Source organism: Nostoc sp. (assembly GCF_036916575.1).
GTDB lineage: Bacteria > Cyanobacteriota > Cyanobacteriia > Cyanobacteriales > Nostocaceae > Nostoc.
This window is the reverse complement of the sequence record NZ_JBALGC010000154.1, coordinates 25,160-48,899: the sequence shown is the minus strand read 5'-3', so window position 1 is coordinate 48,899 and position 23,740 is coordinate 25,160. Positions and strand designations below refer to the sequence as shown.

Genomic DNA, 23,740 nt, shown 5'->3' with positions numbered 1-23,740 from the left:
CTAGAAATTTTTCCAGAATTTTCCAGTTGCTCTGAGTGTAGCTAATTAGTAATTTGCTGACTTTTTGGTAATCTTAACAAATGCTCTATCTCCGAAATCTGATTTATCACCCCACAGCGTGCCCAACAGCGATTCTCAAATCGATCAACTTGGAGTTAGCACCCCAGCAGCTAGGTCTGATTATTGGCCCAAGTGGTTCAGGAAAAAGTACCTTACTAGAAATTTTGTCGGGACTAGCCGAACCCACTACCGGCGCACTCCTCTGGCGAGAACAAGAACTTATAGCCGAACAGCTACAACAATTGGCTGGGTTGGTATTTCAGTTTCCAGAGCGGCACTTTTGCGGTGGTTCAATTTTAGAAGAATTGCGTTTAGGACATCCTGAGTTAGGGTCAGAACGAGTTAGACAGGCGCTGAGTGAGGTGGGATTAGAGCATTTATCGCTTAACGCTGCCCCCCATGCTTTGAGCGGTGGTCAGCAAAGGCGTTTAGCTTTGGCAGTCCAATTGATTCGCCAGCCAAATTTACTGTTATTGGATGAACCCACAGCTGGGTTAGATTGGTCAATGCGTCGGCAACTTGTAAGTTTATTGGCAAAACTGAAACAAGATTGGACGCTGTTGGTAGTGACACACGATGCTGGGGATCTGCTAGCGATCGCAGACCGTTGCTGGACACTCAACCACGGTGAACTACAATCAGTAGACCCAAAAACACTAGAAGCCAAAGTTAAAGAACCTCTACCAGCAGTATAAAAGGGGGAGTAGTAGTACTGAGTGCTGAGTAAAGAAGTGGGGAATCTCACTTCTTTACTCAGACTCTTAACTTGCAACTCAAAACTCTTTTGCTCAATGCCTAATGACTAATGACTAATGACAAACTTATTGCCTGAGATGGCAGAAATCTGGCAGCAAACTCTCAATTGGCAACCAACTGTCCAACAGCAAGCGCAATTTCAAAGGCTTTATGAGTTAATCCTAAAAGGTAACCGCCAACTAAATTTAACTCGGATCACTGACTCTCAAGAGTTTTGGGAAAAACATCTGTGGGATTCTCTTAAAGGAATTGCGCCACAGGGAAAATTTATCCCGTCTCTCCAAGAAAGTGTATCTGTGATTGATATTGGCACGGGTGCGGGTTTTCCGGGTGTTCCAGTGACAATTACTGCGCCTAATTGCCAAATTACTCTAATGGATTCAACCCAGAAAAAAATTACTTTCATCGAAAAAATATTAACTGAACTTGCCCTGACCAATGCCAAAACTCTCGTTGGTAGGGCTGAAGAAATTGGTCAGCATCCTCAGCATCGATTAGCTTACGATATTGCATTGATCCGGGCTGTAGGGGCAGTCTCTGTATGTGCAGAATATACCCTACCACTGCTCAAACAGGGAGGTTTAGCCATAATTTATCGCGGTAATTGGACAGAGGATGAAACAACAGCTTTGCAGAATGCTGTGAAGCTGTTGGGTGGGGTTATTGAATCAATCGAACAATTTACAACACCTCTGAGTCACAGCATTCGGCACTGTGTGTATTTGCGTAAAATAGCCACCACACCAGTTCAGTTTCCCCGTGCTATTGGTGTACCTTCTCAAAAACCACTTTGAGGGAAAGAAAATTGTTACCAGACAAACAACAAAATCACGGTTGCGGTAATTACGGTTTATAAATTATACTTATCATACTTATAATTAGCCTGCTTTTCCTGTTTATAAGCAGCATTGATTTTAGCTAGCGATTACAGCCGTTCGTCATCATCTACATACAGTATGTATGCATTTTTGTATAAGCTAGCAGCGATTCTGAGGTTAAGTGTTGTAGTTGCATTGCTTTTGATTATCATATTCAGAAATAAGAAGTTCAGTAAGTTTTTTTATAGGACTTACGCAAAAAACCTCTCAAACTCTTATTTCTCCGTGTCCTCTGCGTCCTCTGTGGTTCGATTTTCCGTTGCTTGTGCGTAAGTCCTATTTTAGTGAAGAGTGTCTTATAAAAATGGCTACAATTAGAAAATTTCTTGTGGGTTTAGGAACCTCAACACTTTTTTTCATTTTGACTAACAGCAAATTTGCTTATGGAGAAACAATTACATTTAACGATGTTGTTAATCCTAATCCTGGGAGCAATGCCAGCTTTAAAACTTTAGAAGTTGACAATTTTATATTTGATGCTCGAGGTGCTTTTGATTTTGTAGACCTAGTTTTTGAGCCAAAGGACTATGATTTTGTTGCTGGAGATTCACCTTACTTAGCAGCAGGAGGAAGTGGTAGAACTATTTCTATAAGAAATGCTGATAATGCTTTGTTTTCAATACCTAGCATTGATGCATCAAAACTAGTAGCTAATAATGATCTGGCATCTCCACAAATAGTTATCAGAGGATTAAAAAACGATAACTCACAAGTATCTACATTTTTTAATTTAGAAAATAAATTTCAAACATTTTTACTGCCGAAAATATTTAATAATTTACAATTTGTGACTTTTTCAGGAGTAATAGGAACAACAAATTTTGATGATAATTTTGCTATCGACAATATTGTTATCTCAGTAGCTCCTATACCAGAACCAAATTTTACTCTAGGTTTGTTAGGTCTTGGTTCTCTTAGCCTAGGTTTAGCCCTAAAACAGAGAGTAAAGCAAAAAATCAAGCAATTAAAATGAAGTAGGAAAGTGTGACGTACCCACCCACTTTTTATTTATATAGATAGCCCTCTTATGTCACTCTCCAGAAGGGCAATCTCTAGAAGCTTTATCAGTCAATAAATACAAGCTATCCTATTACAAAAGCATTGAGATATATTAATATTTGTAATGTAAAATAAAGCTATATTAAATATCCAAAAAGAAAAAAAATAACTGCAATGGTTAAAGAAAACTAATTATTAAATAAATAAAGCGGACTCGAAAAGGCTGTAAAGCGTCTCACGCCACTTGTGGAGGGAAACCAACGAAGTTCTGAGCAGAGGCTTCTTCTTAGACTACTCTATGCAACGCAGTGGGTTTGCTTACTACAAGCGAATCATTCTGAAAAAATCAATGACGATCAGCTTATCACATTCAAAAACTGGCAGCAGGATATTGTTTTTGTTGCCAGTTTTTAAACGCCTATAACTCTAAAATCTTGTCTGGTCGTCAGGCAAATTTACTTGCTGCTGCAAATCGGTTGTTAATCTCATCCCAATTAACCACGTTCCACCAAGCATCTAAATAATCGGCGCGGCGATTCTGGTAATTAAGATAATATGCATGTTCCCATACGTCATTACCCATGATCGGATATTTACCTTCACTTAAGGGACTATCTTGATTAGCTGTAGTTGTCACTTCCAACTTGCCACCTTTGTTACGCACTAGCCAAACCCAACCACTACCAAAACGACCAGCACCAGCTTCGTTAAACTGTTTTTTGAAAGCTGCAAAAGAGCCAAAATTTTGATTAATAGCGGAGGCTATACCTCCTGTTGGTTCCCCCCCACCTTTCGGCTTCATAATTTTCCAGAACATTGAGTGGTTCACATGACCACCGCCATTATTGCGTACTGTTTTGCGGATATCTTGTGGTACATTGTCAAGTTTCTGCAACAGTTCTTCAACATTTTTACCTTTGAGTTCTGGGTGTTTGGCTAACGCTGCATTCAGGTTTTTTACATAAGTTGCATGGTGTTTATCATGGTGAAACTGCATCGTTTTGGCATCGATGTGTGGTTCCAGTGCTTCGTAGGGGTAAGGTAAAGGCGGTACTTGGATAGCTCCTGTTGTATCTAGTGTTGTATTTGGTGTTGTCTTCGATATTGCAGTGTTTCCTTCAGAAGATTTCTCTGCCAATGCACAAGCATCTAAGGCAAAAACACCCGCACCTGCTGTGAGTAAAAACAAGAAATGGCGTCGATTAATAGTCATATAAGTTTTTGCAGCGAATCCATTAAGTCTCTATTGCCGTTTTTATTTTCTTAGATTTTGGTTACAAAAAATTGGGAATTGGCGATTATTTTTGGCAGTTTAAGAAACTATTTATAAGATTCTGTCCCCAGTTTTGGGATCAAATACAAACAATTGATTTAAATCGAGTTGTAGAGAAAGGCGATCGCCTGGACGCAGACGCACATCCCCACCCACCTGAATATTCAACACCACTGCCGAACCAGGTAAAGCAGCACGAATCAAGGTTTCCCTGCCCAAAGGTTCCACCAGCTTAACTTCTACAATCAGCTGACTCTCATTTGCTTCTTGGCGTTCTTCTCTTTCAGAGGCTTCTCTTTCAGAGGCTTCTCTTTCAGAGACGCTAACGCGAACGCCAACGCTTTCACCTAGTGTCTCCAAGAGTTGGTGACTTGGCGGTTCGTTAATAAAAATATGCTCTGGACGAATCCCCAAATCACAACTGTCTCCTTGACGCAACTGTAATTTTTCTTTCACAACTGCTGGAATCGCTAATAACTGTCCACTCACATCAAAACTGTTATTTTGATAGATTGCAGGCAAAATATTCATTGGCGGACTGCCTAAAAAACTTGCCACCATCTGATTAGCAGGACTTGCATAAATAGTTTGGGGATCACCAATTTGTTGAATCCGCCCTCGATTTAGCACGACGATTTTATCAGCCAAAGTCATCGCTTCAACTTGATCGTGGGTAACGTAGATTGTTGTAATGCCTAATGTTTGATGTAACTGTTTCAATTCTGCCCTTGTCTCATCGCGCAATTGGGCATCTAAATTAGATAAAGGTTCATCAAGTAAAAACACTTGTGGTTGACGAGCGATCGCTCTCCCTAATGCTACCCGTTGTTGCTGTCCTCCAGAAAGTTGTTTGGGTTTACGATCCAGCAGGTGATCCAAAGAAAGCGATCGCGCCACATTCACCACCCGTTCTTGAATAATTTTCCGGTCAATCTTCCGCATCTGCAAGCCAAAGCCGATGTTTTGCGCCACACTCATGTGAGGATAGAGAGCGTAGTTTTGGAATACCATCGCCACATCCCGTTGTCTGGCTGGGATATTATTCACCAGGCGATCGCCAATAAAGAGTTTGCCAGATGTAGCGGTTTCTAAACCAGCGATCATCCGCAAAATTGTAGACTTCCCACAACCCGATGGCCCAACTAAAACCCAAAACTCGCCATCAGGAATTTCAAAGGTAATATCTTCGATAGCGGTGACGTTATTAAATCTACGTTTAATTTCTTCTAGACGAACGTTTGCCATTATCTGATTTGATATTTTCACTTTTGGATCTGCGGCACTTCCAACTAAGCATTAGGAGGTTTTATCCGCCCCATCTGAGGAATTTTGAGACTGCTTTGTAAGTGCAGAAATTTGGTTGTCCTGCACAACTCTAATCAGAAATCTTAGAGCCTCATTGACGGCATCGGCATTGGGAAAAACCTCTGCAACATCAGGTTCTAAACGAATTGTTGTCTTACCAAAGCTCTTTCGTTCAGGGCCAAGCTTTCTAACCCTTAGACTCTTTAAGTCATACTCTGAACGCAGATCGTCTTCCATTTGTGACTTACCCTTCTTCATAAGCTTCTCGCTCAGATCGCGTTACTTCTCTTGCACTAATGAGACGAATTGAATTTCCTCTTTCCGTATCTGACATGATTAGTAAGCGTCCCCGACTTTATTCTCCAATAATAAGGTAACGCTCCTCATCATCTGAGTGGTCTGGATCATAGAAGTCAACATAGAGCGGATCATCAAAAACAGTTTTGGCTTCTTCAAAGGAAACCTGATGTTTTAAAAGATTTATTGCCGCTTTGTTTTCGTCCCACTCAAACTTCATGGAATTATTAAATCACTCTTTTCTATACCTGAAGAAAACAGGTACTCTTTCATCATTTGTTGATTATAAACAAAGTTTGATTACTTCTTTCATGTTAGCCATCAACTCATCAATTGTTTCTCCTTGACTGTAATCGGCTTGTAGCTGAGGTACTTCTCCGACATAGTAGCCATCTTCATGCCGTTCAATAATGACGTAGAATTCTCTGTTGGTGGGATTGATCATAGTCTATTTGTCCGTAGGCTCAAAATCATTTTTCTGGATTCTTCGACCAAGCAGGGTGAGAGAGTAAAGAAGCAAAAACTCGTACCCCCCGAAGTTGATTAGAGAGGGGTAAGTGACCTCTAGGCGCACTCAAATCCCAGGTAAACTCGTTAGGGTATCGCGTCCAGTTATTACCTTCTTTCCAGCCAATTTTCGGCCAGAAATTCTCCCAATTTTTACCCAAACTCAACCAGATTTCTCGTTGCACTGAAAAGCCAAATTTACCTTCGGAGTGGACTAACCAGAGGTTGTTAATGGTTTGCAAGTCAACAGCCGAGGAATTTCCTACCTCAGTAAAATACAACCATTTTCGTTGTACAGCCGTTGGCCCTGATAGTTCGCACATTTTCTCTATGGTGACGCGATCGGCTGCTTGGAAGTCTTGAACAGTCAGTAGCTGTTGCAAAGAATTATAGTTAATCCCGCACTCTGATTTTAGAGGTACAATTCCCTCAGGAAAACAGGAACGCAGAAATTCTTTAGCTTGAGGTGCATTAGAGTTATAGAGGACTTGGTAAGCTTTGCCATCAACCCAAGTCGCTGGGTTCTCACGTCGTTTCAGTAAAAATTCCATCAACACGTCTAATCCCTCATTACCCAACTCAGCTAACTGTGGGATTATCTGCTGTTGGACTTTTTCAGACCCAGCAATTAACGGTCGTCGGAGGGAGTCGATGTCATTAGCAGGGCTTGATAAAATCATTGGGTCTGTCATGCCATTTTCGTGTTAGCGGTCAGTGAAAGAGTGGTAAGCTATTAGGCTTCTCCAAGGCGAAGCACTGATAGCGAAAAGTAGTTTACTATTTTTGATCGTACAAAATTGCGATCGCTTCACTGAATCCCACACTTAATCCCCGAATAATGTACAAGGGGAATAGGGGGAAAATCTGCGCCTTATGGCTTGGTAAAGGGAACTGGGGACTAGGTACTGGGGACTGGGACTGGAGGGACAAGGGAGAATTATTGAAAAAGTCACTTCGTTGTCTGTTTCTAATCCCCAATATCCAATTCCTAAGCAAAGACACAGCAAAATACACAAGCCTGCCAGATAAGGTTTTTTTAACTAGCAGCGTATCGATTAGGAGTGTGTGAAATATGTACGACAAGATTACCCCCCCCGCAATCGGAGCAAAAATCACCTTCAAAAATGGTGAACCAATCGTACCTGACAATCCAATTATCCCCTTTATTCGGGGCGATGGTACAGGTATAGACATCTGGCCTGCTAGCCAAAAAGTGCTAGATGCTGCGGTAGCCAAAGCATATAAGGGTCAGCGTCAAATTAGTTGGTTCAAGGTTTACGCTGGGGACGAAGCCTGTGATTTATACGGAACTTATCAATATTTACCTCAAGACACTCTCACGGCAATTGAAGAATATGGTGTAGCAATTAAAGGGCCTTTGACTACTCCCATTGGGGGGGGAATTCGTTCTTTAAATGTGGCGCTACGGCAAATTTTTGATTTGTATGCCTGTGTGCGTCCTTGCCGTTACTATGCAGGTACGCCCTCACCCCACAAAAATCCCGAAAAGTTGGATGTCATTGTTTATCGAGAGAATACGGAAGATATTTATTTAGGCATTGAGTGGCGACAAGGTAGCGAAATCGGCGATCGCTTAATTAAAATTCTCAACGAAGAACTGATCCCCGCTACCCCAGAACATGGAAAAAAACGAATTCCTCTTGATTCTGGTATTGGCATCAAACCCATCAGCAAAACTGGTTCCCAGCGTCTAGTCAGACGTGCCATCAAACACGCCTTGCTATTGCCCAAACACAAGCAACAAGTGACTTTGGTGCATAAGGGCAACATCATGAAGTACACCGAAGGGGCTTTCCGCGATTGGGGTTATGAATTAGCAACCAGTGAATTTCGGCAAGAGACTGTCACTGAACGGGAATCTTGGATTTTAAGTAACAAGGAAAATAACCCTAATATTTCCTTGTCAGAAAACGCTCGCCAGATTGATCCTGGGTTTGATGCTCTCACTGAAGAGAAAAAAGCGCAAGTTGTCAAGGAAGTTGAAACTGTTCTTAACACAATTTGGGCAACCCACGGCGAGGGCAAATGGAAAGATAAAGTTTTGGTGAATGACCGGATTGCCGATAGCATTTTTCAACAAATCCAAACTAGACCGGATGAGTATTCGATTCTGGCGACGATGAACTTAAACGGCGATTACTTGTCTGATGCCGCCGCCGCTATTGTTGGGGGATTGGGAATGGGACCAGGGGCAAATATTGGTGATGCTAGTGCCATATTTGAAGCCACCCACGGCACCGCACCCAAACACGCCGGCTTAGATCGGATTAATCCTGGTTCAGTGATTTTGTCTGGTGTGATGATGCTGGAGTTTTTGGGTTGGCAAGAAGCCGCAGACCTAGTTAAGAAAGGTTTAAGCGATGCGATCGCGAGTAGTCAAGTCACCTACGATTTAGCCCGGTTACTAGAACCGCCAGTTGAACCCTTAAAATGTTCTGAATTTGCTGACGCAATTATTCAGCATTTTGATTAAATCTAGTAGGGCTAATTAGTCGAATCAAAAGACCTCTAAGAAGGTTTTGCGTAGCAAAACTTGTCCCTCTCCGAGTCGGAGAGGGAAACACTTGAACTTTAGTTTAAGACAGGGAGAGGTTTCTAGGTTGGCTTTATGGCAATACTCGTAAATTGGCGAAGGTATTGGTATAAAGGTACAAATACGAGATTATTTCGATGGCTAAAGGTTTTGGAAAATCACCTGCTAATAACAAACCAATCAAACTGGGACAATTGTGATATCGCATTTGGGTAGTGTTTCACAAGCCTGCCATTCAGTCTGATACTGTTCTAACTATGAGCATGAACCCTGCAATTCCAATTCTAGGGGTTTAGAGCAGGCGCGGGCAAATCGGCGCTGACTATCTTCTTGGATGGCTAGTATTTTATTTCTCCGTAAGTTACTTACCACACTAAACGCTGTCACTCATAAAATTAAAGCTGTAGTAACAACAACTTGTTCTGTAGTTAATAACGTTTCAAGTGTGATAAGTAACGCTTAAATTGTTGTTACTACGGCTTAAACAGTGATTATCATTACTGAATGCGTTATAACTAATGCTTAAGTTTTTGTGACTACAGCTTAAGCTGTACTTATCGATGCTGAAGTTGTAGTTAATAACGTTTCGAGTGTGATAAGTAACGCTTAAGTTGTTGTTACTACGGCTAAAGCTGTGATTATAATTGCTGAAGTTGTCGTTACTAGATATCTCTAGGAACTGAGAATCAACCAAGATTTTATAAGACTTTCAGGCTGATTTGTTAAAGAGGTTTATTGTCTTTAAACCACTTATCGATGATTGCCTGTTCTGGCTTAGACAAAGAAAGTCCGTCTTTCGGCATATCTTTATCTTGACCAGTAAAGTCCTTTAATGATTTACACTACTTGTTTTAGCTGTGATTTTGCTAATTTATCAGGTGCGATCGCTCCATTCTCTGTAATGATTGCTGTAATCAAACTAGCCGGAGTCACATCAAAAGCTGGGTTGTAAAAATCTACACCCGCAGGTGTGAGAATGGTATCACCAACTTGATAGATTTCTGTTGGTTCGCGTTCCTCAATCGGAATTTTGCTGCCATCGGCTAATTCAAAATCAACGGTGGAAAGAGGCGCAGCTACAAAGAAAGGTATATTATGGGCTTTGGCTGCGATCGCTACACTATATGTACCAATTTTGTTAGCAGTGTCGCCATTAGCAGCAATGCGATCGGCACCCACAACTACAGCATGAATCAAACCCTGTTTCATGCAATGGGCTGCCATATTATCAGTAATTAATGTCACTGGAATACGTTCTTGTACGCATTCCCAAGCGGTGAGTTTTGCACCTTGTAAGCGAGGACGGGTTTCGTCAGCAAAAAGCCGTTCTAAACGTCCTTCTCTCCATGCAGAACGCACAACACCTAAAGCAGTGCCATATCCAGCAGTAGCTAATGCTCCAGCGTTGCAGTGAGTAAGCAGCCTCAGCTTTTCTGGGGTAGACGGTAAAACTGCTAAACTATTGTCGCCGATTGCCTGACAGGTTTGCAAATCTTCAGCATTGATTGCTTGGGCTGTTTGGAAAAGGGTTTGCTTGATGTCTTCTACTGTTCCCAGCGTTTCGTAAGCGGCTTTGATCATCCGGCTAATTGCCCAAAATAAGTTTACTGCTGTCGGACGAGTAGAACGCAACAACTGAGCTACTTTATCTAAGTGTTGCAAAAATTCGTGGCGATCGCTTGTTTCAATTTCCCTTGCACCAAGATACATTCCATAAGCCGCAGCCACACCAATCGCAGGCGCACCTCGGACAATCATAGTTTTAATCGCCCGCGCCATATCTTCACTGCGGTGAATTTCCACAAATGTATATTCGTTGGGTAAGCGCGTTTGATCGATTAGTGACACCGAGTCGTTGTGCCAAATAACCGGATAAACCTGATTTGGGGAAAGTGTCATAAAAAAAGCTAATTAGTGGATAGGCAATATTTTTTACTTTAATGCACCCTGATGATTTCATTTTAAATACGAAAATTCAGTAGATGTATTCTCCGTATTTACTTATCTTCACATAGTTGGCTTTTTTCGTGCCTACTTACTGGCTTTTGAGAGCAAGTATGAACAATACTTTTAAATATGACGCATCGGTGTAGCCAGCTGTAGGCTGGGTTAAAAATTGTGTTTCCACCTCGATTTTGACGGAATTTTAAGCACTATTACTTATTGATAAATGGTTGATGATCTTAGCTTGTCAAGAATGATAGGATTTTAGTCAAATCGTTTTCCTTAAAGAACGCTACATCCGAAAACCAGCCTGACTAGGAACTGAAAAAGCCTATACCTATGCGCCAGTTACTCCTGATGATCGGTGAGCCAGCCCCGTGGTTCACAGCCCGTTCTACAAACAGTGCTAATTTTCACTTAGACACAATTGCGGGTCGTTACATCGTACTGTGCTTCTTCGGATCAGTGGAAATGAAGACGAGCCAGCGCATTCTTGAAGACATCTGGAGCCAACGGGCAATCTTTGATGATCAAAACTGCTGTTTCTTTGGCGTGAGCGTCGATCCAGACGATGAAAAGCAGCGCCGAGTTCAGCAGCATCTTCCAGGCATCCGGTTCTTCTGGGATTTTAATCAAGCCATTAGCCAGCAGTACGGTGCCGTTACCACCACAGGAAATTACAAACAATTTACGCTAGTACTTGATTATAGTCTGCGGGTGCTAGCGGTGCTGCCGTTTAACGAATCACCCGAAACCCATGTGCCTCAGTTGATGGCATTCCTCGCCCAATTGCCACCCATTCCGTCAGAAGCTCTGGCGGCAGTTCAGGCACCTGTCTTGATTGTGCCTAGAGTATTTGAACCAAAACTGTGTCGGGCGCTGATTCAGTTCTATGACTTGCATGGTGGTGAAGACTCCGGCTTTATGCGGGAAGTCAATGGGCGTACAGTTCCCGTGCACGATTACAATCATAAACGGCGGCGGGATCAGGAGATTACCGACGAAGAACTGCGAAATGCAGCGATGCATCGAATTCACGATCGCCTCGCTCCCGAAATTTTCAAAGCCTTTCAGTTTCAAGCGACCCGAATGGAGCGCCACATTGTTGCTTGCTATGACAGCGAAACTGGTGGACACTTTAGACCCCACCGGGACAATACCACCAAAGGGACTGCTCATCGCCGCTTTGCAGTGTCTTTGAACCTGAATACGGGTGAATACGAAGGGGGATGTTTGCGATTTCCAGAATTTGGTCAGCAAACCTATCAACCGCCTGCGGGTGGAGCTGTCGTCTTTTCCTGTTCCCTGTTGCACGAAGCGACACCTATAACTAAAGGACGGCGGTATGCCTATTTACCCTTCCTTTACGATGAGGCAGCAGCTAAAGTCCGGCAGGCAAATCAGCATCTTCTTGGATCTGCTTTAGAGGAACAGCCAACTAAGAAATAACGCAAAAATTCAAGTGTTACAAGAAAGCTGGCTCAAAGCCCTGAAGTGAAACCCTCAAAACTAAGAAGTCTTGAGGGTTCCAGACTTCTGGAGGCATCTTCATCCACTCTAGATACTGCATTCTCCAATATTAGCCTTTGCAAAAACTGTACTTTTTGTCAACTACTTTTACTGGACTGGCGCTCTAGTGATCGCTAATATTTTCAGGAAAATAACCCCTGTTCTAGGGGTTATTTTTAGATAATACTGCTATTGACATAAGTGAACTAAACTACAGCAGATACTTGCCGCTTAAAGAAAGCTTGCAATACTCTCTCTGCTATTTGATGGCTAGTTAAACCTAGTTCTGTCTTAGATTCATTCGGTTCAGCATGATCTACTAACACATCTGGCACACCGAATCGCTTCACAGGAACTAGAATATCTGCATCTAACAAGGCTTCAGCGATCGCACTACCAAAGCCACCCATGATACAACCTTCTTCTAAAGTGACAACACGACCGATTTTCTTCGCTAAAGGCAAAATCAACTCGGTATCCAAAGGCTTAACAAAACGCGCATTAATTACAGTTGCTTCAATGCCATGTTCACTGAGAATTTCTGCGGCTTGCATTCCTGGATAGACCATTGTGCCATAAGCGACGATTAACACCTCATCCCCTGTACGCAAAATCTCACCTTTGCCGATTTCCAAAGGTTCCCAACCTTCCTCCATCAAGGGAACGCCGTAGCCATTGCCACGAGGGTAGCGCATTGCGATCGGCCCACTAGTATGGTTAACACCAGTTACTACCATGCGTTGCAGTTCTGCTTCGTCTTTCGGTGCCATTATTGCCATGTTGGGAATGCAACGCAGATAAGCAATATCATACATACCTTGGTGGGTGGGGCCATCAGATCCAACAATTCCTGCCCGATCTAAGCAGAAAAATACTGGCAGGTTTTGAATGCAGACATCGTGAATTATTTGGTCGTAGGCGCGTTGCAAGAAGGTGGAATAAATAGCGGCGATCGGGCGCATACCTTGAGTTGCAAGTCCCGCAGCTAGGGTAACAGCGTGTTGTTCAGCAATGCCAACATCAATATACTGATTTGGCAGTTTTGCTTGAAGTTTATCCAAGCCTGTTCCCGTTGCCATAGCCGCAGTAATCCCGATGATTTTCGGGTTTTGTTCGGCAAGTTTCACCAGAGTGTGAGAAAAGACTTTAGCATAAGCCGGGGGTTTGGGTTTACTAGAAGGAATGGCTTTGCCAGTTGCTACGTTGAAGGGGCTTTGGGCGTGGTAGCCAACTTGATCTAATTCGGCAATTTCATAGCCTTTGCCCTTGACTGTTACTACATGTACCAAAACTGGACCTAATATCTGATGTGCCTGTTGGAAGGTGGCAATCAATTCTTCGAGATTATGCCCATCCACTGGCCCAATATAGGTAAAGCCGAGTTCTTCAAAAACTGCACCTACCTTGGGAACAGCCAAGCGTTTCATACCTTCTTTGATGCGTCCGAGTTCCGGAGACAGCGATTCGCCAACGAAGGGAATTTGCTTAAGCTGTTCCTCAAAATTATCTTTGATAAACTGCACTGGTGGACTCAAGCGCATTTTGTTGAGATAGCGGGGAATCGCGCCGACGTTGCGAGATATAGACATGTCGTTGTCGTTGAGAACAACCAATAGGTTAGTTTTCGGCAAGTGTCCGGCATGATTGATGGCTTCTAAAGCCATACCCCCAGTTAGCGCCCCATCGCCAATAACAGCAATGGCTTTAAATTTTTCCCCTTTCAAGTCTCGCGCTAAAGCCATGCCCAATGCCGCTGAAATACTTGTAGAAGCATGTCCAGCCCCAAAATGGTCAAACTTGTTTTCACAACGTTTGAGATAACCTGCAACTCCGTCTTTTTGTCTGAGGGTGTGGAAGCGATCGTAGCGTCCTGTAAGCAGTTTGTGGGGATAAGCCTGGTGTCCTACATCCCAAATCACTTTATCCCGATCTAAGTCCAGTGTTTGGTAAAGTCCTAGTGTTAATTCTACAACACCCAACCCTGGCCCCAAGTGTCCACCATTAACTGCTACCGTTTGGAGATGCTTATCTCGAATCTGACGGGCAATCTGTTGCAGTTGGCGAACAGATAAACCGTGCAACTGATTAGGATGGGTGATTTCGCTCAAATGCATATTATAAGGTTTTCCTCTCTAACTTCACGTTTTCGGTATTTTGATTTTCCCACGGTCGGGTTGTCCACATAATCAAACTCTTACATTGTTACTAAGTTGTAGTGGAAAGTATAACTTCGTAATTGATAATCGTGAAAAATTTGTTATCCATTAACAATTCGTCAAAATCAGGTTGCAATCCGCTAAAGTTATATCATATTTGTCAATCAGTAATGCTACTTAAAGATACTCTGTAATCCGTATATAAAACCAAGTTTTTCAGGAGCCGTTTGCGGAAATTCCTTAAATAGAACACTTACTTTTACATTTAAAGCTAGTAGAAAATAAAGTTAAATATCTCATTTATAACTATATTTTCAGCATAATTGCTGGTAAATATTTAGCAATTCTTTTTTTCCTCTTCGTTAACAGCAGCTAATTTTCTCCGCAATCGCCAGTTCAAATGGGCTAACAAATATGTATGTAAAAATACTTTACTATTTTAGCTAAATTCAGTATTGGCTTAGTAAAATAATCTTTCTAAATTAATTAGAAAATTTTGTCTGACTTTCTTGTATTACTAGCAAATAACATGGCGACAATTATCACAATACAGAGTGTATGAATTAATTTATGCAATAAATTTAAACTCTTCTAAATTATTTATAAACAACAAGATTTCCAACTTTTCTAAGAAGTCGGAAATCTCATTTTCTTGATTTGAACGAAATCAAATAGAATTGCTATATCTATTCTCTATTTATTAAAAGCATCCTTGATACTATCAACAGTGCGTTCAACAACATTCTTTGTGTTGTCTACTGCTTTTTGAGTCCGAGCCGAATCTTCGTCTGCTCTTTCCTGAATTCTAGCCGCATCTTTCTTTGCTTTGCGCTCAACAAAACTACCATTGTCATCCGTTGCTTGATCAACTTTACTGGCGTTGTTCTTGGCAGTTTGCTTAACTTTATCTGTTGTATCTTGGATGAAGTTTTTGGCTCGTCCAGCATCTTCACTGGCTTTATCTTTAACTTGCTCACCTGTGTCTGCTGATGCAATCAAGGTTGCAGTAGGAGCAGCGATTGCTGAAGTATTCGAGAAAAACGCACCTTGCCAAACAAAAGCGATCGCTAACATACAAAACAATGTTGTAGCCATCCAGCGTTTTACAGTGGAAAGTTGTTTTGTAAAATAATTCAGTCTCATAGAATACAATCTCATGTGATTTAGCATACTATTTTTACTTCATTTAGCTTATTAACCATATCGTTCTTTAGATAGAGGTTTTTACGTCATTAGTTATTAAACGAATTCACTATTTTGATAGATTGAATTTTTAGTAAAAATTTTTTCCCTGGTAATCAAGGATCGAATTAAACAGACTTAAACATTTTAAGGGAGAAACAAGCCTCAAACCTATGTAGGGTAAGGTAAATACACCAAATGCTCAAAAATGGCCCAAATCCAGAGATATCAATCAACGATCGCTTTAAGATTCTAGCAGGATAAATAATCAACAAGCTAGAACAGTTGCACCCACGCACCCTCAAGAACTTTACAAATAGCCGCTGAATTGCTGCTCTTTGTCTACAAATGTAGATAGATTATCCAGACCGTTTTCTCTTTTTATATTGATTTCTGCTTTAGTTTACGTTTATAGGCTAAACTTATACCGATGGCAGTTAATACACCCAATAAGGAACTTTAAACTAAGCCAAGATTCCACCAGTCCGTCTGGTGCGTGCGATGGTTAGGCTGCGATATCACGGAGTAAGTAGGTAGGTGGGAAAATTTATAAGTATGTCATTGTGAGTGAAACGGAGTCTAACGTACTCCTACGGAGAAGCAAGCTACGCGTAGCGTCTCGTAGAGAAGCAATCACAAGGACTTTGACGCTTTTACATTTTGTTACATAGTTAGATTAATTCGTGCCTACCTACTTAAGTAGAGCAAAAACGTTAGTTACTTCTGTAAAAACTTCTGTAATTGCTGAAATAACATCTTTGGCAGCATCAATATTTTGTAACAAACTATCAGCTTTTTCAATGCCCTCTTTGAGGATAGCCAATTGAGGTTGAAGTCGAGTTAAAAGATCGATTCCAGCATTTGTCGCAATTGTTGTAGCATCACGCCGAAGACGGTATTCATAAGATTTTAGCGTAGCTCTTTCTTCTTGAGAAAGTTGAGTACGAGAGTTATTTCTAAATCTATGAACTTCATTTGCTAGTTCTTGAATTTTATTTGAATACTCGAACAATGAATCCACACCATCAAAATCAATAGCCATTGTTAGTTTCTCTTATCTATTTGAGTGAGTGGTTACTTTTTTCTTCTAAGCTATTAGCTTGATCTACAAAGTTTTTCAACGCTTTTCTATTTTTGCCAAGTAATTCTTTCATGACTTCTGCTGACGGTTTTTTTCCTTTTCCGTAAATAGTCGCTAACTGATGATGACTCGCTACAATTGTTTTAAGCACATTGATATAATCCTCAGCTAATTTGCGGCGTTCTTGAATCCTGTCCTTTTCAGGATTCCACTTTTCTTGATCTAGCTTTACTAATACATCCGCTAAAGCAATAACTGAACGTCCTTCTAATTGTTGATTGTTTTCCAAAAGATCATTAATGATGTCTTCATAATAACCATCAAGTAATGCTTCTTCATTGTTTAAGTATTTTTCTATATATACTTTTTGAACAACAATTTCCAGTCCCTTTGAATAAGTCGTTAAAGCTTCATCTGTTTCGGGAATAATTGTTTTCAGCGTATCTAATCTTTTTTGGCGAAAGATAGAGGTAAGAATAAAGTTTGCTAAACCTGTTCCTGCTTCTACTTGCGATTGAACAACCTTTGTATCTTTTTCATTTGAGCCAAAAAGAGGCGTTAATTCTCCAGCTAAATTTTGAGAAGAAGCACTGAAATTATTAAATTCATCATCAAAAGTTATATTTTCAGAGGCTACACTCACTAATTTTTGTAAATATAAAACTACAACCGCATTACCATTTTTCATTTTTTTCACTAAAACTGAAGGGGAATCTTCTTCAAGTCTTTGGCAATATTTTTGATCATCTGCCCTTTGCTGTAAGATATTAGAGCTAGAGGTAGTAGAATTTAGTTTACTTTTTAAATCATTTAATTGTTGAGTATTGGGTAAAATAGAAGGTTTTCTATTAATAAGATTGTTGATTGTTTGTGTAACTTCATTTGTATTTTGTGAGCGTGATGTTTCCCTTGTCGAAATCGCTGGACCCAAAGGAATAAGATCAGGTGCTTTATATCGTGCTGCTCTTAAACAAGAGTCGTAAATATCATCAGCTACTTTTGGCAGTTTCTCTTGCGCTTGATCGGCTAGTGTTGCAAGTTCTCGAACTTCCGCTAATTCTGGACTACTTCCACAACTTCCCAGTAAAACAGTAAGCGGAACAGTGATACTAATTAAATATTTCATTTTGAGCATTTTTGCTTAACCTCATAAGCTTAATTACCAAGCAGGCAAACGTATCTAAATTACTCTTGATCACAACCAACCTTAAGAACCAACGAAAAATGCTGATTTTTTCGTTGGTTTAGTTTCCAAAACTCAAAGTGATGTCTACAACAGGCTATTCGGCGTCACTAAACCTGTGTCAATAAGCAACTATTAATGCGCCTATTTTGGAGTTTATTGAGAATAAAATCCTTTTGTTAACATTAGAACTAGCCTTTTCAAGGTGAGCATATGTACTATCAAAGTTTTTACGATATTTCAGGCATTGGCTGGAATTGAGCAAAGAATTTATGCATTAAACTCTAAATTTTTGGACTGTAAATTAAGCCAGCGCCAGAGCCAAAATACCAAAATTGGCTTAAAACATCATTTATTTCATAGTACAAACGTTCACCTTGAAAGGGCTAGTTAACATTAGAACTAGCCCTTTCAAGGTGACGAACGAAGATACGTTGTTTTAGTACTATCAATCTGAGTTCTCCGCTCAGATTTTGGTTTTTTTGAAGGTTGAAATAACCAATTTTAGTTCATAATTTCACCACTTTGAAAGGGTTGACATTAGAACTTACACATTGACAAAATTTTGATAGTGTGGTAAGCACCATAGTAGACATAAATTACCTCAATCAAGAATCAAGTCGGGGTTTTGAACTAGCGAGGACATAAGCCCTGTTTCTACTTCTTATATAGGTATAAGTCAAATCAATTTATGCACGCTGCGGAAGATGAACGTGGATTGTAGGCAGCTAAAGCATTTTGCCGCCCCAGTACAATTCATCCGCAGATACTAACAATGTTTCCACGCGCTCGCGCACGTTATGCAACCATCCAGTCTTTTTTTACAGTGCGTAAGTCCTAAACATGATGCGGCCGCCCTGTATTTCTCATACAGTTCTGTGACTGGAATATTTTCTGTTTGCCTCACAATTAAAAGAATAAGTCCAAGTCAGCTAGAGAGGCATCGTCATGAGCGGAAAATTCTGAAGAAGCCAAAATACCAATGGCAATTTGGGATGCGTCAGGTAAAGAGTTAAAGGGGTGGTTAAAAACCGCGTCTACACGAGACTTTATTTACCTCCGTGGGTTAAAAACCTTAATTTTCTCTTAGTTTGCGGAGGCGGATGAGAGTTTGTGTAGCCGCGAATTATATTTGCTCTGGCTGTGCTGCTATATTTATTTGCCACTATAGAAAAAGGCAATTTCTTTCTCTTTTAGGGGTGCGAAACCAGCATCTACAAGTAATTGGTCGAGTTCTGTTTGGGGAATGTGTTTTGCACCAATTCGCACAATGCGCGATCGCATAGTATTAGATACGCCACTGCGCTGTCTATTGCCTTCTAGCGCCATAACTTTACCATAAAGTTCTAGCTTGGCAGGTGGAATGGGAGAACCATCAAAATCAATTCCCTGTGCGATCGCTTCATCAATAGCATCAGCACCCGTGGTGGTTTGATTTCCTGGGTTAGTTTCGGTAGGCATGGTGATTTACTCTTCTTCGCTATGGGTAGATTTTACCAGCCTTGTTGACACCAAAGCTGCCTACTGGCTTTTTTGCTGCCGAGGATTAATTGCAATTCTTGGCGTCTTTGCGTAAGAAATGCAAAACAGCAGATGGGGATACGCCTCTGAAGGTAGTAATGGTCAATGAATTGAACAACTCTGAGGGTGACGCAGAGTTAGACAAAAAGGTTACAATCCGTGACTGGCTTACTCCCCAGAATATACACAATCATTTCAATAACAAACCTATCAACTTTGAAAATTGATAAATGAATATTTTTATTCGCTTTCTTTTTCGTTTAATGCCCGATGAGTTTGTTGAGGAAGTTAATACCCTCAGTCTATATAAACTTTCTCATTAAAAACTATTTCTCCTATTTTTTTTGGATTGACGTAATCATAGTATTCTATCTCTTGCGGAGTTAAATCTGCGAGGTGTTCTTCTGTTAAATCTGTTTCCAGGTACTCTTTACTCCACACTTCATAATCTAATTCCTCAAATGCTGCCTGCAAATGAGGGATATCTACAAAAATAAATGGTGCTTCTTGTGTGCTACTAAAACCAAGTATTTCATAATTACCAGTTCGTAAGATGCTAACATACCTAATGTTACATTTATAACGTCCCGATAATTGCACATTACATATAGAGTAATTATGGGAAGAACTACCTTTCACTTCTAAAACTTTCGCATCTATAGTAAGCGCGGCTTTATAGCAGTCAGTACGAAACCGTTTCAATTCGGTACTACCCGTGCCTATAACAATCAAAGAAGGTAATTTTTTTACCATTACTAAACAAAAAACATATTACAAGGAAACTTTCTATAGCAATTCTAAATTATTTGCGAACAAGGCATAAGAGGCTAAACAAAATTAATTACATAGTTTTTACCAAACTCTCGAAGAATCTTTTCTACAGATGCTACAAAAGTTTGCCAATTTTTGTAAGCATCAATTTCAATCCATTGATACTTAATGAACCGCCACAAAATTTCAATCAAATTTAACTCAACGTGAGTTCGACGGTAAAGGGGGAACGTCGCAGCACTTCACGAATGTGTTTATCAGAGGTGATAACAATCGCGATTCGGTTATGCAAATTAAATGTTTTTCAGCTTAGTCAACAGACTAATCACGAGCTTGTCGCGTCACTAAACCACCAACAAACGCCCCTAAGATAGTGCCTGTCCATAGTCCTGTTGTGGTACCTTGCCATATTGCTCCTGGTGTCATCCAAGCGTTGCACATCTCCTTGAAACCCCAAGGTTGGTTTTGACACTTTTGGCTATGCAGCATTATGGTAATTTGCCCACTGGTGTAAGCACCAAAAAAACCTGCTGATAGCGCTAAAAAAGTGCAAATTAAAATTCTATTTTTTGTCATTTGTCATTTGTCCTATTCCCCACTCCCCATTCTCAATCAACCTGTATTTCTCATACCGGCTGCAATACCATTAATAGTTAACAATGCCCCTCGCAGTAACTCACCTTTGCTGTAACGAGAGTGGATGACTCCAGAAGTAACACTAGTATTTAGGGACTGCCGTAGGCGCTTGAGTAGTGAAACTTGGATAAATCCCAAGGGTACAATTGTGCCATTGCGTAACTGCACAGATCGTTGCAATACAGGATCACCATCTAATAGTCGATTGTGATCGGTGATTTTTAAGACCAAATCTCTTGTAAGATAAAACTCGCTAGCAATTTGCTCAAAAACCTTCGCAAAACGAAGTTTATCTTCTGGTTTTGACAATTCCTGGACATAGTGATCTGCCATTTGCATGTCTACTTTTGCCAAGGTCATCTCGGCCTTGGAAATCACCATCTTGAAGAAGGGCCACTTAACATAAAAGTAGCGCAGCAGTTTCAAATGTTCTTCTGGTTCTTCGTTCAAGAATTCTTGCACCGCTGTGCCAACACCGTACCAGGAAGGAAGCAAAAAGCGGGTTTGTGTCCAGCTAAATACCCAAGGAATAGCTCGCAAACTGCTTAAATCTTTCTTACCAGATGGACGGCGTGCTGGACGGGAACTAATTTGTAGCTGGCTAATTTCTTCAATGGGGGTTACTTGGTGGAAGAAGTCAACAAAATCAGGTTGTTCGTAGATTAGGGCACGATAATGTTGACGTGATCGCGCTGCTAATTCTTCCATAATCTCATTCCAGGGTTCAATATCATCAAACCCTGTCTGTAGCAGGCTAGCTTGAATCACAGCAGTGGTAATAGTTTCCATGTGGTACAAAGCCAAGTCCAATAAGGAGTATTTGGAAGCCAAAACTTCTCCTTGTTCGGTAATCTTGATTCGCCCATTGATACTATGACCCGGTTGAGCCAAAATCGCCTCGTAAGCTGGGCCGCCTCCCCGTCCCACAGAACCGCCGCGTCCGTGAAAAATCCGCAAATTTAGATCATAGTTTTCTGCTATTTCTTGCAGTGATTTTTGAGCTTTATGAATTTCCCAGTTGCTGCTTAAAAAACCAGAATCTTTGTTGCTGTCAGAATACCCCAGCATTACTTCTTGCAAGTTAATGGGGAGGGGGGAGGGGGAGGAAGAGGCAGGGGGAGCAGGGGGGGCAGGGGAGGATGAATTTTCATCGGCATCCTCTGCTTTTGTCTGTTCGTAGCCGCCGGCTAACAAAGCCCGATATAACGGGAGTTCAAACAGTTTCCGCATGACGCTTCTTGAGCGTTGCAAGTCTTCTACTGTTTCAAATAGGGGGACAACTTGAATAGTTCCGACAGCAATGGCGGGGTCAAAAAGTCTGGCTTCTTTGGCTAACAGTAGTACTTCCAGCACGTCGCTCACGTCGCGACACATGCTGATAATGTAAGTTTGGCAGATGTTGACACCAAACTCTTGTTGTAGCGATCGCACGATGCGAAACGTTTCAATTACATCGTTGGTTTTTTTAGAAAATGGCAATTCTGCCGGAATTAATGGCCGCCGGGTTTGGAGTTCTCCTGTGAGCCAAGCGACTCTTTGCTCCTCAGAAAGTTCGTTGTAAGGTTGAGGTAATATTTGCAGGTATTCCAGTATTTCATCGAGCGCATCAGCGTGGCGAGATGATTCTTGGCGGATATCTAACTGTGTTAAGTTAAAGCCAAAAATTTCTACCTGACAGATGAGATTTTCTAATTCTCGACAGATTAAACCTGTTTCTGTTAAGTTGCGCTGAATCATCCGCAGTTCAGCTAAAAAATCGGCTCCCGAACGATATAGGGGACTGTCTTGATTTGTTGGCGTTTCTCGATTATACAAAGCTAGATTGCGATCGCGAGTATTTTCCAGCCGTTTCAGCACATAAGCCAATTTGAGTCGATAGGGTTCTTGTCGATAACGTAGCGCCAGTGCGTCGTAGACTTCACTTAACTGGGACTGATCCAATTCTAGAGATTCCAGTAAGTCTGGTAAGACATCACTCCAATGCATCGACACACTCAACAATTCAATCAGATTTTTCACTGACTGAATATATCTCCCAATGACCATTTTCCGCTGATAACAAGCTGTCTGCCAGGTAATTTCGGGTGTGACTGATGGGTTTCCATCCCTGTCTGAGCCTACCCAAGAGCCGAAAGAGCAAAAGTTTTTACTCGGTGGTTCTAGCCAAGGAAAGGTATTAGATAGGGTGTGTTTGAAACGTTTATAAAGTTGGGGAATGCCATCAAATAAAACTTCTTGGAAGTAGTGTAGAGCATAATCTACTTCATCTAGCACTGTGGGTTTGAACTGGTGTAGTTCGTCTGTGCGCCACCACAGGCGAATTTCTTCGAGCAATTGTTCGCGGACATCTGCTGCTTCCCAAGGATACGCTCCTGGTGTGCTACCAGAGTTATTTTCCAAGGCATCCAGTTTTTGTAATAGTTGTACTACCTGTCGCTGTTTATCTCGGATGGTATGGCGCACAATTTCCGTCGGGTGCGCGGTGAAAACTAAGCGCACATCTAGATGTGCAATTAGACGTTGAATTTGTTGAGGTGGTACATTCAGTTTGAATAAATAGGGAAACAAGGCAGCGAAAGTACCTTTTGGTTTGACTAATTTTTTTTCTAGATAATTCTTTCTCAAGAAGTCTGCTGCTATTCCCCTACTAACAGGCGCATCTTCTTCTCTTTGATTGGACGAATAGTTGGCATTAGATGCTGTTTCTGGCTCTGTAGCCTCTGTTTCTGCCTCATAGCGACTCAATTGCTGCCGTTGTTCGTACTCCTGCTCTATGATGTTAATCAACTGAAAATACAAAGCAAAAGCACGAGCCGCACGAATTGCTTCGTTGATATTTAGTTGTTCAATTAATTTGACGGCTGACGATGCTTGGTCATTTGTTGCTTGTCCTTCTGGTGAACATAAATCGCGCAACTGCCGCAACAAGTCTACCATGTTTTGACCGCATTCTTGCCGGAGAACTGACTCCCACAATTCTTCCACTACCTGGAGACGATGACGCAAAAATAATTCCGACACCGGGTATATATCCGCAGTTTGAGACGAAGAGTATAAAAGGGAACCCATATTCTCTATTCTTGTAAAGCTAATTACTGTTTACGCTTCTAGGTTTTGCACTTAATGCT

At 41.2% G+C, this 23,740-nt stretch carries 21 protein-coding genes and 1 pseudogene; 5 read left to right on the top strand and 17 right to left on the bottom strand.

The features are described from left to right. Positions 1-80: 80 nt before the first annotated feature. The 3 genes from V7L29_RS34870 to V7L29_RS34860 all read left to right on the top strand — a co-directional run bounded on the left by V7L29_RS34870 (position 81) and on the right by V7L29_RS34860 (position 2,667). Positions 81-755: an ABC transporter ATP-binding protein gene (locus V7L29_RS34870; protein WP_334738356.1), complete on the top strand. Its 675-nt coding sequence runs from the start codon at positions 81-83 to the stop codon at positions 753-755. 117 nt (positions 756-872) lie between these two features. Further along, entirely contained in the window at positions 873-1,610 is a 738-nt protein-coding gene (rsmG, locus tag V7L29_RS34865) for a 16S rRNA (guanine(527)-N(7))-methyltransferase RsmG (RefSeq protein ID WP_334738355.1), read from the top strand. Between the two features lie 388 nt (positions 1,611-1,998). Beyond that, the gene (locus tag V7L29_RS34860) at positions 1,999-2,667 is read left to right on the top strand and encodes a hypothetical protein (protein WP_334738354.1); all 669 of its coding nucleotides are present in this window, start codon (positions 1,999-2,001) and stop codon (positions 2,665-2,667) included. 471 nt (positions 2,668-3,138) lie between these two features. On the opposite strand, the gene V7L29_RS34855 is transcribed toward V7L29_RS34860, so the two are convergent. The 6 genes from V7L29_RS34855 to V7L29_RS34830 form a co-directional block, all read right to left on the bottom strand. Next, positions 3,139-3,906 carry a superoxide dismutase gene (locus tag V7L29_RS34855; RefSeq protein ID WP_334738353.1) on the bottom strand — a complete coding sequence of 256 codons (768 nt, stop codon included), beginning with the start codon at positions 3,904-3,906 and terminating at the stop codon, positions 3,139-3,141. 111 nt (positions 3,907-4,017) lie between these two features. Then, positions 4,018-5,211 carry an ABC transporter ATP-binding protein gene (locus V7L29_RS34850; RefSeq protein ID WP_334738352.1) on the bottom strand — a complete coding sequence of 398 codons (1,194 nt, stop codon included), beginning with the start codon at positions 5,209-5,211 and terminating at the stop codon, positions 4,018-4,020. A gap of 51 nt (positions 5,212-5,262) precedes the next feature. Then, positions 5,263-5,508 (bottom strand): hypothetical protein, encoded by a 246-nt coding sequence (locus V7L29_RS34845; protein WP_334738351.1) that lies wholly within the window; start codon positions 5,506-5,508, stop codon positions 5,263-5,265. Positions 5,509-5,626: 118 nt separating this feature from the next. Beyond that, positions 5,627-5,788: a BrnT family toxin gene (locus V7L29_RS34840; RefSeq protein WP_334693004.1), complete on the bottom strand. Its 162-nt coding sequence runs from the start codon at positions 5,786-5,788 to the stop codon at positions 5,627-5,629. 63 nt (positions 5,789-5,851) lie between these two features. Next, positions 5,852-6,013: a type II toxin-antitoxin system HicB family antitoxin gene (locus tag V7L29_RS34835; protein ID WP_334738350.1), complete on the bottom strand. Its 162-nt coding sequence runs from the start codon at positions 6,011-6,013 to the stop codon at positions 5,852-5,854. 25 nt (positions 6,014-6,038) lie between these two features. Next, positions 6,039-6,767, bottom strand: coding sequence for a GUN4 domain-containing protein (locus V7L29_RS34830; RefSeq protein WP_334738349.1), 729 nt, complete (start codon positions 6,765-6,767; stop codon positions 6,039-6,041). A gap of 380 nt (positions 6,768-7,147) precedes the next feature. On the opposite strand from V7L29_RS34830, the gene V7L29_RS34825 reads away from it, so the two are divergent. Then, positions 7,148-8,569 (top strand): NADP-dependent isocitrate dehydrogenase, encoded by a 1,422-nt coding sequence (locus V7L29_RS34825; protein WP_334693007.1) that lies wholly within the window; start codon positions 7,148-7,150, stop codon positions 8,567-8,569. An 897-nt stretch (positions 8,570-9,466) separates the two neighbouring features. On the opposite strand, the gene mtnA is transcribed toward V7L29_RS34825, so the two are convergent. Further along, positions 9,467-10,528, bottom strand: a complete 1,062-nt coding sequence (mtnA, locus tag V7L29_RS34820) for an S-methyl-5-thioribose-1-phosphate isomerase (protein WP_334738348.1) — start codon at positions 10,526-10,528, stop codon at positions 9,467-9,469. 384 nt (positions 10,529-10,912) lie between these two features. Between mtnA and V7L29_RS34815 the strand changes: the two genes are divergently transcribed. Then, the gene (locus V7L29_RS34815) at positions 10,913-12,022 is read left to right on the top strand and encodes a 2OG-Fe(II) oxygenase (RefSeq protein WP_334693009.1); all 1,110 of its coding nucleotides are present in this window, start codon (positions 10,913-10,915) and stop codon (positions 12,020-12,022) included. 266 nt (positions 12,023-12,288) lie between these two features. Here V7L29_RS34815 and dxs read toward each other — a convergent pair whose 3' ends face one another. The 10 genes and pseudogenes from dxs to V7L29_RS34770 form a co-directional block, all read right to left on the bottom strand. Beyond that, complete coding sequence (dxs, locus tag V7L29_RS34810) at positions 12,289-14,196, bottom strand: 1-deoxy-D-xylulose-5-phosphate synthase (protein ID WP_334693010.1); 1,908 nt, start codon at positions 14,194-14,196, stop codon at positions 12,289-12,291. A gap of 735 nt (positions 14,197-14,931) precedes the next feature. After that, on the bottom strand, positions 14,932-15,381 hold the full coding sequence (locus V7L29_RS34805) for a hypothetical protein (RefSeq protein ID WP_334693011.1): 450 nt from the start codon (positions 15,379-15,381) through the stop codon (positions 14,932-14,934). A gap of 420 nt (positions 15,382-15,801) precedes the next feature. After that, positions 15,802-15,870: a PEP-CTERM sorting domain-containing protein gene (locus tag V7L29_RS35745; RefSeq protein ID WP_442944317.1), complete on the bottom strand. Its 69-nt coding sequence runs from the start codon at positions 15,868-15,870 to the stop codon at positions 15,802-15,804. A 241-nt stretch (positions 15,871-16,111) separates the two neighbouring features. After that, positions 16,112-16,462 (bottom strand): hypothetical protein, encoded by a 351-nt coding sequence (locus V7L29_RS34800; RefSeq protein ID WP_334738347.1) that lies wholly within the window; start codon positions 16,460-16,462, stop codon positions 16,112-16,114. 16 nt (positions 16,463-16,478) lie between these two features. Further along, a complete protein-coding gene (locus V7L29_RS34795) occupies positions 16,479-17,627 on the bottom strand; it encodes a hypothetical protein (protein ID WP_334738346.1) in 1,149 nt (382 codons plus the stop codon). A gap of 1,212 nt (positions 17,628-18,839) precedes the next feature. Continuing rightward, positions 18,840-19,145: a small RNA NsiR4-regulated ssr1528 family protein gene (locus V7L29_RS34790; RefSeq protein ID WP_334738345.1), complete on the bottom strand. Its 306-nt coding sequence runs from the start codon at positions 19,143-19,145 to the stop codon at positions 18,840-18,842. 357 nt (positions 19,146-19,502) lie between these two features. Then, positions 19,503-19,958: a hypothetical protein gene (locus V7L29_RS34785; RefSeq protein ID WP_334738344.1), complete on the bottom strand. Its 456-nt coding sequence runs from the start codon at positions 19,956-19,958 to the stop codon at positions 19,503-19,505. 74 nt (positions 19,959-20,032) lie between these two features. Further along, a pseudogene (locus V7L29_RS34780) lies at positions 20,033-20,176 on the bottom strand (IS630 family transposase); the annotation flags it as partial. Between the two features lie 121 nt (positions 20,177-20,297). Then, entirely contained in the window at positions 20,298-20,552 is a 255-nt protein-coding gene (locus tag V7L29_RS34775; protein ID WP_334738343.1) for a hypothetical protein, read from the bottom strand. 36 nt (positions 20,553-20,588) lie between these two features. Then, complete coding sequence (locus V7L29_RS34770; RefSeq protein WP_334738342.1) at positions 20,589-23,681, bottom strand: phosphoenolpyruvate carboxylase; 3,093 nt, start codon at positions 23,679-23,681, stop codon at positions 20,589-20,591. Positions 23,682-23,740 lie beyond the last annotated feature (59 nt).

Coding starts and splice junctions, on each gene's coding strand:
- V7L29_RS34870 (WP_334738356.1), top strand. CDS start 81: ATGCTCTATCTCCGAAATCTGATTTATCACCCCACAGCGTGCCCAACA.
- rsmG (WP_334738355.1), top strand. CDS start 873: ATGACAAACTTATTGCCTGAGATGGCAGAAATCTGGCAGCAAACTCTC.
- V7L29_RS34860 (WP_334738354.1), top strand. CDS start 1,999: ATGGCTACAATTAGAAAATTTCTTGTGGGTTTAGGAACCTCAACACTT.
- V7L29_RS34855 (WP_334738353.1), bottom strand. CDS start 3,906: ATGACTATTAATCGACGCCATTTCTTGTTTTTACTCACAGCAGGTGCG.
- V7L29_RS34850 (WP_334738352.1), bottom strand. CDS start 5,211: ATGGCAAACGTTCGTCTAGAAGAAATTAAACGTAGATTTAATAACGTC.
- V7L29_RS34845 (WP_334738351.1), bottom strand. CDS start 5,508: ATGGAAGACGATCTGCGTTCAGAGTATGACTTAAAGAGTCTAAGGGTT.
- V7L29_RS34840 (WP_334693004.1), bottom strand. CDS start 5,788: ATGAAGTTTGAGTGGGACGAAAACAAAGCGGCAATAAATCTTTTAAAA.
- V7L29_RS34835 (WP_334738350.1), bottom strand. CDS start 6,013: ATGATCAATCCCACCAACAGAGAATTCTACGTCATTATTGAACGGCAT.
- V7L29_RS34830 (WP_334738349.1), bottom strand. CDS start 6,767: ATGACAGACCCAATGATTTTATCAAGCCCTGCTAATGACATCGACTCC.
- V7L29_RS34825 (WP_334693007.1), top strand. CDS start 7,148: ATGTACGACAAGATTACCCCCCCCGCAATCGGAGCAAAAATCACCTTC.
- mtnA (WP_334738348.1), bottom strand. CDS start 10,528: ATGACACTTTCCCCAAATCAGGTTTATCCGGTTATTTGGCACAACGAC.
- V7L29_RS34815 (WP_334693009.1), top strand. CDS start 10,913: ATGCGCCAGTTACTCCTGATGATCGGTGAGCCAGCCCCGTGGTTCACA.
- dxs (WP_334693010.1), bottom strand. CDS start 14,196: ATGCATTTGAGCGAAATCACCCATCCTAATCAGTTGCACGGTTTATCT.
- V7L29_RS34805 (WP_334693011.1), bottom strand. CDS start 15,381: ATGAGACTGAATTATTTTACAAAACAACTTTCCACTGTAAAACGCTGG.
- V7L29_RS34800 (WP_334738347.1), bottom strand. CDS start 16,462: ATGGCTATTGATTTTGATGGTGTGGATTCATTGTTCGAGTATTCAAAT.
- V7L29_RS34795 (WP_334738346.1), bottom strand. CDS start 17,627: ATGAAATATTTAATTAGTATCACTGTTCCGCTTACTGTTTTACTGGGA.
- V7L29_RS34790 (WP_334738345.1), bottom strand. CDS start 19,145: ATGCCTACCGAAACTAACCCAGGAAATCAAACCACCACGGGTGCTGAT.
- V7L29_RS34785 (WP_334738344.1), bottom strand. CDS start 19,958: ATGGTAAAAAAATTACCTTCTTTGATTGTTATAGGCACGGGTAGTACC.
- V7L29_RS34775 (WP_334738343.1), bottom strand. CDS start 20,552: ATGACAAAAAATAGAATTTTAATTTGCACTTTTTTAGCGCTATCAGCA.
- V7L29_RS34770 (WP_334738342.1), bottom strand. CDS start 23,681: ATGGGTTCCCTTTTATACTCTTCGTCTCAAACTGCGGATATATACCCG.